Here is a 12,517-nt window from a genome sequence, read left to right on the forward strand (position 1 = left end):
TGCATGACTCATTCCTTGATCCCAGTCGACACAGACCCTTGCCAGTCACCCCAAACAACGCCGCGCTGGGCGATTCCGTTGCTGGCGCTACAGTTATTCGTCGTCACGTTCGCCGTGAATCTGCAAGCGCCGCTGGTGCCGCACTATGCCGCGGCAAGCGGGCACGGCGCGGGGGCGCAGGCGCTTGCCTTCGCGTGCTATGTCGGCGCGCTCGTGCCGACATTGCTGTTTCTCGCGGGATTGTCCGATCGTGTGGGGCACCGCGTGCCGTTGGCCATCGCGTTGCTGCTCGGTCTGGTAGGCACGGCGCTGACGCTGCACTGGCCGACACTCGTCGCACTTGGCGGCGCCAGGGCATGTTATGGATTGGCGACGGGACTCGTGGCGGGCAGCGGCACCGCGTACATGACCGAGCTATATGGCACGCGCGAAGACGCAGCCACGCGCGGGGCTGCGCTTGTCGCGGCGGCCACATCGCTGGGCTTTGGCACTGGCGCGCTCCTCACCGGCGTGTGCCTCGTGGCGGCACCGTCGACGCTGCCGCCCGTGAGTCTGTGGGCGTATCTGCCGTTCGCCTTTGTGGCGGCCGTTGCGGTGGCGGCGCTGCCCGCGCCGGTGCGTCATCGGAGCACATCGTGGTTGCGCTGGCCGGTGCTTGCGCCCGGCACCGTCCCGCTGGGCATGGCGATACTACTCGCGTGGGCTGCGGTGGGCGTCGTCATCGGCGTGGTGCCAGCGGCGCTGGCAGCGCGCGGGCACGAGGCGTGGGCGGGATTTGCCACGTTTTTCGTGATCTCGACGGGATTGTTGTTTCAACCGGCCGCGCGACGCATGGCACCCGTTCAGGCGGTGCGCGCCGGACTTTTGCTCGTGCCGCTCGGCTTCGTGGTGCTGACGTTCGGGGTCGGTTATGCGAACTTGCCCGTATTGCTGGCCGGTGCGGCGATCGCCAGTTCGGCGTGTTACGGCTTCACTTATCTGGGCGGGTTGGCGGCGGTCAATGCGGCGGTCGCGCCGGCCATGCGCGCACGTGCGGTGGCGGGGTACTTCCTGTTCGCGTATTTCGGCTTCTCGGTGCCGGCGGTCACGATTGGCTGGCTCGCGGACCACGTGGGCATGCTCGTCGCCTTGGCCCTGTTGGCTGCGGCGTTGATCGCGGGCAGCGCCGCGCTCGCGGTGACGCTACGCCGCCCGGCCGCTACGCTCACGCGTCTCGTTTGACGCGGGTGCCGCTTCCCGCGCTTCCCTCACCCCCCGTCGGGCTCACGTAAGCGCCGGTGCCGTGCAACTGGTCTTCGGCCAGTTCCAGGGCGCGCACCGCCCCGCGTCCCTTTCGGGCGAGCAGCATTTCCACGAGCGTCTCGACGACGGCGATCCCGGCGGTGATCGACGGAAAGAACGACGGACTCTCATGCGAGAACAGCACCGTCGCATCGGCGTCGAGGGCGAGCGGCGAGACCGTGGAGTCGGTGAGCGCGAGCACACGCGCCCCCGCCGAGCGTGCCGCTCGCGCGACGATCAGCGCTTCGTTCGAATACGGGGCGAAGCTGATGACGACCACCACATCGCGTGCCGAGAGCGCACGCAACTCCATCTCGAGCGTGCCGGCCTCGCCGCGAATCAGATGCACCGTCGGCCGGAACAGCCGATAGATGTATTGGAACGTGAACGCGATGGGAAAGCACGCCCGGAAGCCGGCGACATGCACGGTGCCGGCATTGGCAAGCAAATCGACGGCCGCTCCAAGCGACGCATTCGCACCCGCTTCGGTCAGGTCGAGGTTGTTGTGCTGCACGCGGAACATCTCGGGCACCATGCGGGCGGCATCGCCCTCACGGATGACCTGACGAGCGCGACTCGCATAGGGCTGCGGCCCCAGCCGGATCGATTCGAGAAACAGTTCGCGCAGGCCGTGCCAACCGTCGAAGCCGAGATGCTGCGCGAGTCGCACGAAGGTGGCCGGCTGCACGCCCGCCTCGGCGGCAATCGCACGCATGGAGCTGATCGGAACACGCTGCGGGTGGTCGAGCAAGAAACGCGCGCCCGCCTGAAATTGCGGGCTGAGCTGGGGATAGCGCGCGCGCAGCAAGGTGTTGAGTTGTTCGAGCGTCTGCGGCAACGCGGGAGCTTCAGGCATAGGGGATGGCAACACGGCGACGAGGGAATGTAACGATTGTTGCATGAAATGCCCCGACCACGCACGCGCTTTCCCCCGTGGGCCCGGCCGATGCGCAAGCGTCGGGCAAGTTCAGGCGATTGAGCAAAGTGTTGCGACAACAAAACGAGTGAAACATATGTTGCAAAAGCGACGCGATGCCCCTACACTGAGCCCCATCGTTCGCGTAAATGGGTGGCTGAGCGGTCATCGCGCGACGCGCCATCTTTCCGTCAGAGGTTCAGGCATGACTCATGTGTTTCACCGCAATCCGCGCCAAACCTTGCCCGTCGCGGTCGGCGGCCAGGGCATCGAGCTGATCGACAGCACGGGCCAGCGTTATCTCGACGCATGCGGCGGCGCGGCCGTCTCATGTCTGGGACACGGTCACCCGCGCGTGATCGAGGCGATGCAGCAGCAGGCGGCGCAACTGGCTTACGCGCATACCTCGTTCTTCACGACGGAAGTCGCCGAGCAATTGGCTGACACGCTGGCCGCGAGCGCGCCCGGCGATTTGAATCACGTGTATTTCGTCAGTGGCGGATCGGAGGGCGTGGAGGCGGCACTCAAGCTGGCGCGGCAGTACTTCGTCGAGATCGGCCAGCCGCAGCGTCAGTACTTCATTGCGCGCCGTCAGAGCTATCACGGCAACACCCTTGGTGCGCTGGCCATCGGCGGTAACGCGTGGCGACGCGAGCCGTTCCTGCCGCTGCTGGTGCCGGCGCACCACGTTTCGCCCTGCTTCGCGTATCGCGAACGGCTTGAGGGCGAGGGTGACGCTGCGTATGTCCAGCGTCTGGCCGACGAACTCGAAGCGAAAATCCTCGAACTCGGCGCCGATCGGGTGATCGCGTTTGTCGCGGAAACCGTGGTGGGCGCGACGGCGGGCGCGGTGCCGCCGGTGGGCGACTATTTCAAACGCATTCGCGCCGTGTGTGACAAGTACGGCGTGCTCCTGCTGCTCGACGAAGTGATGTCGGGCATGGGGCGCACGGGCTACCTGTTCGCGTGCGAGGAAGACGGCGTGGTGCCGGACATTCTCGTCATCGCCAAGGGACTGGGCGCTGGCTATCAGCCGATCGGAGCGATGCTGTGCACCGATAAAATCTTCAATGCCGTGGTCGGCGGCTCGGGCTTCTTCCAGCACGGTCACACGTATCTGGGGCACGCGATGGCCTGCGCGGCGGCGCTGGCCGTGCAGCGCACGATTGCCGAGGAGCATCTGCTGGAGAACGTGCAAGCGCGTGGCGAGCAACTGCGTGAGCGCCTGCGCGAAGTCTTCGCAGATCACCCTAACGTGGGCGATGTGCGTGGCCGGGGGCTGTTCGTCGGTGTCGAATTCGTCGCCGACCGTGCGACCAGGCAGACACTCCCGACGGCCGACAAGATGCACGCACGGCTCAAGGCGGCGGCCAAGGCGCGCGGTCTGCTGATCTATCCGATGGGGGGCACGGTCGATGGCGTGCATGGCGATCACGCGTTGATCGCACCGCCGTTCATCTGTCAGCCGGCGGACATCGACCGCATCGTGGAACGGTTGGCGTTGGCGGTGGCCGACGTCACCGGCGTGATGACGGGAGGCGCATGATGACCGGCACGACACGGACTTTCGCGCTGGCCGTCGCGCCCAACGGCGCCCGACGCACGCACGTCGATCATCGTGCGCTGCCCATGACGCCGGACGAACTCGGTGCATGCGCCAAGGCCTGTCTGGACGCGGGCGCGGCGATGATCCACCTGCACGTTCGCAAGGCCGATGGCACGCACAGCCTCGAAGTGTCCGACTACACGGCGGGGATCGATGCGGTGCAACGTGCCGTCGGCAACGAACTCGTACTGCAGGTGACGACCGAGGCAGTCGGCTGTTATACCCCCGAGCAACAAATCGCGACGGTGCGTGCCTTGCATCCCGAAGCGATTTCGGTGGCGTTGCGCGAAGTGCTGCCCGACGCCGCGCATGCGCCCGCCGCCGAAGCGTTCTTCGCCTGGCTCTGGCAAGCCCGGATCACGACGCAATACATCCTGTACGACACCCAGGATGTGGCGCACTACTGGCGCTTGCGAGCGAGCGGGGCGATCCGTCCGGGCCGTCATTGGGTCTTGTTCGTACTGGGCCGCTACAGCAAGGGGCAGTTGTCGTCGCCGTCGGACCTGCTGCCGTTTCTCGCGGCTTGGCAGACGGGGGCACAAGCGCTGGGCGAGGCGATCACGGCCACACCGTGGGCGATGTGCGCGTTCGGACCGCGCGAGGCGGAGTGCGCGCTGGCGGCCGTGTTGCATGGGGGTCACGCCCGGATCGGCTTCGAAAACAATCTCTACCTGCCGGATGGCAGCGTCTCGCCCGATAACGCGGCGTCGCTCGGCGCGTTGACGGCGGCCGCAGCCCCACTCGCGCTCGTGCCCATGACGGCCGACGCCCTTCGCGACCTGACCCGCTGAATGGCCGTTGCGGGCGCCGCCGCGGGTGCCCGGACCGCCTCAATTCAGAAATAAACCCAAATACAAGGTCTGACCGACGTTGCCCGACCGGGCCACTGTAATAGAATCGGCGTAACCTCAAACAGGCCCGCGTCGCCCCTCCCCCGGCACCGGGTATGCACAACGAACGGGAGCGCGGCGTGAAACACTGGTCGATCCGACATCGCATTCTGGCCAGTTTTGGCCTGATCATCGCCTTGATGGCCCTCATGGCCGGCATCGCCTTTACGCGGCTGATGACCATCCAGCAGGAGGCGATCAGCGTGGAGACCGACTCCACGCCCGGCCTGTACTACAGCACGATGCTGCGCGGCGCCTGGTTCGAGAGCTACCAGATGCTTCAGCAGGTCGTGTCCGTCGACGACAACGACAAGGCCCGAGCGAGCGATCTCGATGTGCTTCGCGCCGCCAATGGCAAGATCGACGACTGGATCAAGGAATACGGCACGACCGTCAACCGCAGCATCGACCGCGTCCAGTACGACGAGGTGCGCAGCGTGCGCCAGCAGTATGGCAGCGTCAGCAATCAGGTGCTCAAGCTGGTTGCCGACGGTCAGATCGCCGCGGCGCGTTCGATGGTGTCGGAGCAGCTTTACCCGGAGTGGGGCCGCGGGCGCACGGCGATCCAGCATATGGTCGATACCAACAAGACCTTTGCTGACGAGTCGACTCGCAATATCAGCCAGTCTGTGACGGCGGCTCAGGCAACGCTGCTCATCACGCTGGTCGTGGCGCTCGCGTGCGCGTTGCTGTGCGGCTGGTTGCTGTTCCGCGCCATCAGTGTGCCGCTCGGGAGTGTCATGCAGATTCTGGAAGTGATGCGCTCGGGCGATCTGACGCAGCGTCTCGATCTGGACCGGCGCGACGAATTCGGCGCGCTGGAGGCGGGCTTCAACCGGATGACGGATGAACTCACGGGGCTGGTCGGACAGGCGCAGAAGTCGGCGTTGCAGGTAACGACGTCGGTGACCGAGATTGCCGCCACGTCGCGTGAGCAGCAAGCCACGGCCTCGGAGACGGCGGCGACGACGACGGAAATCGGCGCGACCTCGCGCGAGATCTTCGCTACGTCGCGCGATCTGGCCCGCACCATGACCGAGGTCGCGGGCGTGGCCGAACATGCGGCGTCGCTGGCGGGCACGGGGCACGTTGGCCTCACGCGCATGGAGGACGCGATGCGTCACGTCGTAGAGGCGGCGGGGTCGGTCAACGGCAAGCTCGGCATTCTCAACGAGAAGGCGGGCAACATCAATCAGGTCGTCACCACGATCACGAAGGTGGCCGACCAGACCAACCTGCTCTCGCTCAATGCGGCCATCGAGGCAGAAAAGGCGGGCGAGTACGGACGCGGCTTTGCCGTGGTGGCGACTGAGATCCGGCGGCTGGCCGATCAGACGGCGGTGGCCACTTACGACATCGAACAGATGATCAAGGAGATTCAATCGGCCGTGTCGGCCGGGGTGATGGGCATGGACAAGTTCACCGAGGAGGTGCGGCGCGGCATGGACGAGATGCGTCAGGTCGGCGATCAGCTCGCCCAGATCATCGCGCAGGTGCAAACGCTTTCGCCGCGCTTCCAGGTCGTCAACGAAGGCATGCAGGCGCAGGCGACCGGGGCCGAGCAGATCAATCAGGCGCTGGTGCAACTCTCCGAGGCGGCGCAGCAGACCGCCGAATCGCTGCAGCAATCGAGTCAGGCCATCGAAGAACTCAATCACGTCGCCAACGGACTCAAGAGCGGCGTCTCGCGCTTCAAGGTGCAGACGCTGCCGCCCGTGGGGCTGGCGTGAAGTAACGCGCCACTTCGTCATTCGCGGACCTCGCCATGTTGTTCCTGCGTTTCGCCATCGGGACCGATCACTACGTCATCGAAGCCAGTCAGGTGGCTGAGGTGCTGCCGTGGCTCGCGCTCAAGCACCTGCCTGCCGCGCCGGCGTGGGTGGCCGGGGCGTTCAGCTATCGTGGCGAGCCGGTGCCCGTTATCGACCTGACGCGGCTGGCCACGGGGGTGAGCGCGCCCGAGCGCCGATCCACGCGTCTGGTGCTCGTGCATTACCCGGCGCCCGGGCCCAATGCGCGCCGTCTCGGGGTGCGCGTCGAGCGCGCGACCGACACGTTGCGCGCCGACGCCTCGGCGTTCCAGGCGAGCGGTGTCGATCTGCCCGAAGGCCGTTACCTCGGCCCCGTGCTCGACACCGACGACGGCCTCGTGCAGTGGGTGCGAATCGATCAACTGCTGACCGACGAGGCGCGCGCGCTGCTCTTCGACGCCGCGCGCGACGCGTTGGCCGAGACACCGGAGGCGTCGTCATGAGCCGTGTCCACGACATCGAACGCCTGCTGCGCGAGACCATGGGGCTCGACGCGCAAACGCTCGGGGCACATGCCATCGAGCGTGCCGTGCGCGCGCGGCTTGCCGCGCTCCCACCCGAGATGCAAGACGCACCCGCCTATTCGCAATACTGGCAATGGCTGCAGCAATCGCCGCAGGAGCTTCAGGCGTTGATCGAAGCGGTCGTCGTGCCCGAGACATGGTTCTTCCGGCATCGCGAGGCGTTCACGGTGCTGGGGCAATTGGCGCGCGACGAACGGGCCACGCGACGCGGCACGGTGCGTGAAGGCCAGCCGCTGAGGCTGTTGAGCCTGCCGTGTGCCACGGGCGAGGAACCCTACTCGATGGCCATGGCGATGTTCGACGCGGGGTTCGGTGCCAGCGATTTCACCGTCGACGCGCTCGATATCAGTGAACGTGGACTTGCCCTCGCGCGTGAGGGGCGCTACGGTCGCAACTCGTTTCGCGGCCCGCCCGAATCGCTGTCGTTTCGCGAACGCTATTTCACGCCGGATGACGACGGCTATCGCGTCGTCGGGGCGCTGAGCACACAGGTGCGCTGGCACGCGGGCAATCTGTTCGATGCCACGCTGGTCGATCGGCTGGGCACGTTCGACTTCGTGTTCTTCCGCAACGTGCTGATCTACTTCGACCGCGAAGGGCAGCGCCGGGCGATCGCCGCGCTCGAACGCCTCATGCGCATGGGCGCGACACTCTTCGCCGGGCCGGCGGAAGGCGGCACATTGACCAGCAATGGCTTGACGTCGACCGGACACGTGCAGGCGTTCGCGTTTCGCGTCGCCGGGCCGGTGCGCGACGTGGTGCCACCACCCGCCGGCGTGTCGCGCATTGCGGGAACGCTCGAATCGTTCAACATGATGCCGCCGGTGAGTGCCGTCGACGCCGCGGCGCAGCGACGCGCCGAGGGTCGGTTCGTGGCCCATGTCGGTCTCACGGGCACGCCTGCCCCGCTGCAGGCGAGGCCGAACGTTGTGGCGAAGCCGCCCGCAGCGCCCCGCGCCGCTGTTGCGGCTGCGTCCGCTACCGCTGCTGCCGCTGCGTCCAATGCCGCTGCCGTCGATGCGCAACTCGAACAGGCGCGCGTGGCGGCCGACGCGGGCGATTTTGTGCGCGCCGTCGCATTGTGCCGCACCGTGCTTGCGACCGATCGCGCGAACGCGCAGGCCGAGTATCTGCTCGGCTTGGTCGAAGACGCGCGGGGCGATGCTCAGGGCGCACTCGTCCATTATCGTCGTGCGCTGTATCTCGACCCGGGACATTACGAAGCGCTTGTGCATTGCGCGGCACAACTCGACGCGCGTGGCGACGCCGCCGGCGCGCGTCGTCTGCTCGAACGTGCTGAACGTGCCGAACGCACGGATGCCACCCAACGCAAGGCGACAACGTCGAGTGCACCACCTGACAATGTGCCGCGTGACGGGACCCGACATCGATGACAAATCGCGACTTCGTGCATGAGGCCGATTCGGTGTCCGACGCACGCCACCCGAATTCCCCAGAGCCCTCGCACGCCGGTGCGTTGCACCGCCAGGCGGCCGAACTGCTCGATCGCCTGCCGGTCGTGCCGGTTGACCCGGCCCCGTGGCGCGCTGTGGCGGGTCGAGAGGCGGCGGCGCGCGGCACGCCGCTGTTGCTCTTCCGTCTGGGCGACGAATGGCTCGCGCTACCGGCGTCGGCCATCGAATCCGTGGCGCCGATGTGCGGCTGGCATTCGGTGCCCGGACACCGTCAACCCGCCTGCCTCGGATTGGTCAACCTGCGCGGCGCGCTCGTTCCGTGCGTGTCTTTGGAAGCCCTGCTCGGCGTGCAATCGGTCCCGCGCGCCGAGACGGCCCCGTCGAATGCGATGCGCGCGAGCGCGTCGCGCCTGCTGGCGCTGCGCCACGGTCACCACTTGAGCGCGTTTCCCGTGGCCGAGGTGCATGGCACGGTCACGCCCGCCCGCGAAGCACTTGGCGCGGTGCCCTCGACGGCGTTCGGTGCGAGCGACGGCCTGGCGGTCGCCGTGTTGCCCTGGCGCGAGCACGTTGTCGGCGTGCTGGATCCGTTGCGTGTGGGTGCGGCATTCGACAGGAGCCTCGCATGAGCGACGACCTGCACGACGCCACGCTGCTTGATCTGTTCCGTATGGAAACGCAGACGCAGGCGCAAGTGCTCGGCGATGGATTGCTGGCGCTCGAGCGCGTGCCGACCGACGCGTCGCGGCTCGAAGCCTGCATGCGGGCCGCGCATTCGCTCAAGGGGGCGGCGCGTATCGTGGGCGTCGACGCCGGCGTGGCGCTCGCCCACGTGCTCGAAGATGCCTTCGTCGCGGCACAACGCGGCGCCCTTCTGCTCGACGCAACGCTCATCGACCGCCTGCTGCAGGGTGTCGATCTGCTGATGCGTCTGGCGCATCCGCCGGGCCGCGATCCGAACTGGGCGCAGGGCGCGGGCAAAGCGGAAATCGACGCCTTCGTCACGTCGTTCACCGGGCAGCTCGCCACGTTGACGAGTGAAGCGGTGCAGACGCCCGCCCATGCCGCCCCCGTGAGCGCCGCGACGCCCACGCCGTCGGCCGAACCCACGGCATTCGATTACGCCAGTTACGGCATGCCGACGTCGGCGACACCGCCCGCGCCCGACGCCATGACGATCGCCGCGCCCGTATCGCCGGCGTCGCCGGCCCCGCCCGGCCCGCCCGAGCCCTACGACGTGCGCGACAACTACGACACGACCAACGACAATGACGTCGCCGACCCCGCGTCGCGCGCGTTGCGTGTGTCGGCGGACAATCTGAACCGACTGCTGCGACTCTCCAGCGAAGGGTTGGTGGCGTCGCGCTGGACGCAGCCGTTCGCGCAGTCGTTGCAGCGGCTCAAGCGTCATCAGCATGAGGCGGGCGATGCATTGGACCGCGTGAGCTCGGCGCTTGCGCAAGTGGTGGATCGTTCCGATGAAGACCGTCAGGTGTTGCTCGCGGCGCTGGCCGATCTGCGACGCGCACTGAGCGTCGGCGGGCAGTTGTTGGCCGAGCAGATGCACGAGCTGGACGAGTTCGACCGTCGCTCGACGCAACTGTCGCAGCGGCTGTACGACGAAGCGCTCGCGTGCCGGATGCGTCCGCTCGACGACCGGCTGGGCGGATTTGCGCGCATGGTGCGCGACCTGGGCCGCTCGCTCGGCAAGCCAGCGCGGCTGGAGATTCGTGGCGCGCATACGCCGGTCGACCGCGACATTCTCGATCAGCTTGAAGCGCCACTCGGCCATTTGCTGCGCAATGCCGTCGACCACGGATTGGAGCGCCCGGCCGAGCGCGCGGCGGCGGGCAAGCCGGCCGAGGGCGTTATCACGCTCAGCGCGCGGCACAGCGCGGGGCTGTTGCTTGTGAGCGTAGCGGACGACGGTGCTGGCATCGATCTCGAGCGCGTGCGACGGGCGGTGGTCGCGCGCGGGCTGGCTGCGCCGGACACGGCACAGCGGCTCGACGACAGCGAGCTGCTCGAATTCCTGATGCTGCCCGGCTTCACGCTGCGCGATACGGTGACGGATGTCTCCGGACGCGGCGTTGGACTCGACGCGGTGCGGGCGATGGTGGCGACGGTGCGCGGCACCGTGCGCATCGAGCACACGCCGGGGCGCGGCACGAAAGTCATTCTGCAGTTGCCGCTCACGCTCTCCGTGGTGCGCAGCCTGCTCGTGGAGATCGCGGGCGAGCCGTATGCGTTGCCGCTCGCGAACCTGTCGCGCACGCTGGCGCTCCCGCAAGAGCACATCGCTGTGCTCGAGGGGCGTCCGCACTTCACGCTCGACGGCAAGCAGATCGGACTCGTGAGCGCGCAGCAAGTCCTGTGCGGCAGTGCGCCGGTCGCGGTGGCGGGGGATCAACCGGTGGTCGTGTTCGGCGACGGCGACGCGCGTTACGGGCTGGCCGTCGACAAGTTCCTGGGCGAGCGCATGCTCGTCGTGCAACCGCTCGACACCCGGCTCGGCAAGGTACCCAATATTGCCGCCGGGGCGCTCACGGAAGACGGCGCCCCGTTGCTCATCATCGACACGGCCGATCTGGTGCGCTCCATTGCCAAGGCGGTGGAGCTGGGGTCGCTCGAACGGGTGCCGGTGCGCGCCGCCCAGGCGAGCGGACGTGCCAGCAAGCGCGTGCTCGTCGTCGACGATTCGTTGACCGTGCGCGAACTCGAACGCAAACTGCTGGCCGCGCGCGGCTATGAGGTGCGCGTCGCCGTCGACGGTATGGAGGGTTGGAATGCCGTGCGCAGCGAGACGTTCGATATGGTGATTACCGACGTCGACATGCCGCGCATGGACGGCGTGGAACTGGTCACGCTCATCAAGCGCGACGCGCGTACGGCAGCGTTGCCGGTCATGATCGTGTCTTACAAGGATCGTGAGGAGGATCGACAGCGCGGACTCGATGCCGGCGCCGATTATTACCTCGCGAAAGGCAGCTTTCACGACGACGCGTTGTTGCGCGCCGTGGTGGACCTCATCGGGGAGCCGGGGTCATGAGGATTGGGATCGTCAACGATTCGAGCATCGCCGTCGAGGCGCTGCGTCGCACGCTTGCGCAACGACCGGGGTTCGACGTGGCATGGGTGGCGCACGATGGGGCACAGGCGGTGTCGATGTGCACGCCCACCCCGCCGGACCTCGTGCTGATGGATCTCGTCATGCCCGTGATGGACGGCGTGGCGGCCACGCGTGAGATCATGCGGCGCTCGCCCTGTCCGATTCTCATCGTGACGTCGGACGTGGGTCATCATGCGAGTCTCGTGTTCGACGCGATGGGCGCCGGCGCGCTGGATGCCGTCGACACGCCGGTGCTCGGCGGCACGGATCGGGCGCGGCCGGCATCGTCGCTGCTGGCGAAGATCGAGGCCATCGCGGCCCAGCAGGCCGACGCGCGTCTGCCGCAGCCGAGCGCCGCACCACCGCGCGCGCCTGCGAGGACCGACATGCTGGTCGCCATCGGGGCGTCCGCCGGCGGGCCCGCGGCACTCGCCGCGTTGCTGGGGCGATTGCCGGTGAACTTTGGCGCGGGCGTGGTCGTCGTACAGCACGTGGACGAAGCGTTTGCCCCGGGCATGGCGGACTGGCTCGATCAGCAAACGCCGCTCACCGTGCGTTTGGCGCGAGCGGGCGAGCGTCCGAGCGCCGGCGTGGTGCTGCTCGCCGGCGGCAATCGACATCTGCGCATGGACGCGAGTGGCCGATGCGCGTTTACCGACGACCCGACGGACGCGGTGTATCGTCCGTCCATCGACGTTTTCCTGCAAAGCGTGGCCGAGAACTGGCGCGCGCGCGCGGTGGGCGTGCTGCTCACGGGCATGGGCCGCGACGGCGCGGCCGGGCTCGGCGCCATGCGCGCGCAGGGCTTTATCACGATTGCGCAGGATCGCGAGACGAGTGCGGTGTATGGCATGCCCAAAGCGGCGGCAGAGGCCGGTGCGGCGTCGCAGATTCTGCCGCTGGCGAGCATTGCGCCGCAACTGGTGACGCTATTTGGAACGGTATGACAGGACGCAAAACATGAC

General features: G+C 67.5%; 10 protein-coding genes. 9 read left to right on the top strand and 1 reads right to left on the bottom strand.

Annotated features, from left to right (window positions below; genetic code table 11):
- Positions 1 to 3 precede the first annotated feature (3 nt).
- Positions 4 to 1,221 (top strand): MFS transporter, encoded by a 1,218-nt coding sequence (locus OYT13_RS00465; RefSeq protein ID WP_261939431.1) that lies wholly within the window; start codon positions 4 to 6, stop codon positions 1,219 to 1,221.
- On the opposite strand, the gene OYT13_RS00470 is transcribed toward OYT13_RS00465, so the two are convergent.
- Positions 1,205 to 2,137 carry a MurR/RpiR family transcriptional regulator gene (locus tag OYT13_RS00470; protein ID WP_051060163.1) on the bottom strand — a complete coding sequence of 311 codons (933 nt, stop codon included), beginning with the start codon at positions 2,135 to 2,137 and terminating at the stop codon, positions 1,205 to 1,207. The two genes, OYT13_RS00465 and OYT13_RS00470, sit on opposite strands and share 17 nt — an antisense overlap.
- 265 nt (positions 2,138 to 2,402) lie before the next feature.
- Between OYT13_RS00470 and OYT13_RS00475 the strand changes: the two genes are divergently transcribed.
- The 8 genes from OYT13_RS00475 to cheB all read left to right on the top strand — a co-directional run bounded on the left by OYT13_RS00475 (position 2,403) and on the right by cheB (position 12,499).
- The gene (locus OYT13_RS00475) at positions 2,403 to 3,743 is read left to right on the top strand and encodes an aspartate aminotransferase family protein (protein ID WP_261939430.1); all 1,341 of its coding nucleotides are present in this window, start codon (positions 2,403 to 2,405) and stop codon (positions 3,741 to 3,743) included.
- Positions 3,743 to 4,594, top strand: a complete 852-nt coding sequence (locus tag OYT13_RS00480) for a 3-keto-5-aminohexanoate cleavage protein (protein ID WP_017233684.1) — start codon at positions 3,743 to 3,745, stop codon at positions 4,592 to 4,594. Before OYT13_RS00475 ends, OYT13_RS00480 begins: the two co-directional genes overlap by 1 nt.
- Positions 4,595 to 4,749: 155 nt before the next feature.
- Positions 4,750 to 6,423: a methyl-accepting chemotaxis protein gene (locus OYT13_RS00485; protein ID WP_017233683.1), complete on the top strand. Its 1,674-nt coding sequence runs from the start codon at positions 4,750 to 4,752 to the stop codon at positions 6,421 to 6,423.
- Positions 6,424 to 6,458: 35 nt separating this feature from the next.
- Entirely contained in the window at positions 6,459 to 6,947 is a 489-nt protein-coding gene (locus tag OYT13_RS00490) for a chemotaxis protein CheW (protein WP_017233682.1), read from the top strand.
- Complete coding sequence (locus tag OYT13_RS00495) at positions 6,944 to 8,422, top strand: CheR family methyltransferase (protein WP_268567123.1); 1,479 nt, start codon at positions 6,944 to 6,946, stop codon at positions 8,420 to 8,422. Before OYT13_RS00490 ends, OYT13_RS00495 begins: the two co-directional genes overlap by 4 nt.
- On the top strand, positions 8,419 to 9,072 hold the full coding sequence (locus OYT13_RS00500) for a chemotaxis protein CheW (RefSeq protein ID WP_261939428.1): 654 nt from the start codon (positions 8,419 to 8,421) through the stop codon (positions 9,070 to 9,072). The genes OYT13_RS00495 and OYT13_RS00500 overlap by 4 nt, the downstream gene beginning before the upstream one ends.
- The gene (locus OYT13_RS00505; protein ID WP_268567124.1) at positions 9,069 to 11,492 is read left to right on the top strand and encodes a hybrid sensor histidine kinase/response regulator; all 2,424 of its coding nucleotides are present in this window, start codon (positions 9,069 to 9,071) and stop codon (positions 11,490 to 11,492) included. Before OYT13_RS00500 ends, OYT13_RS00505 begins: the two co-directional genes overlap by 4 nt.
- A complete protein-coding gene (gene cheB / locus OYT13_RS00510) occupies positions 11,489 to 12,499 on the top strand; it encodes a chemotaxis-specific protein-glutamate methyltransferase CheB (protein WP_261939426.1) in 1,011 nt (336 codons plus the stop codon). The genes OYT13_RS00505 and cheB overlap by 4 nt, the downstream gene beginning before the upstream one ends.
- Positions 12,500 to 12,517 lie beyond the last annotated feature (18 nt).

Origin of the sequence: Pandoraea sp. XJJ-1, from assembly GCF_026802345.1 — a bacterium.
In the GTDB taxonomy this organism is placed as follows: domain Bacteria; phylum Pseudomonadota; class Gammaproteobacteria; order Burkholderiales; family Burkholderiaceae; genus Pandoraea; species Pandoraea cepalis.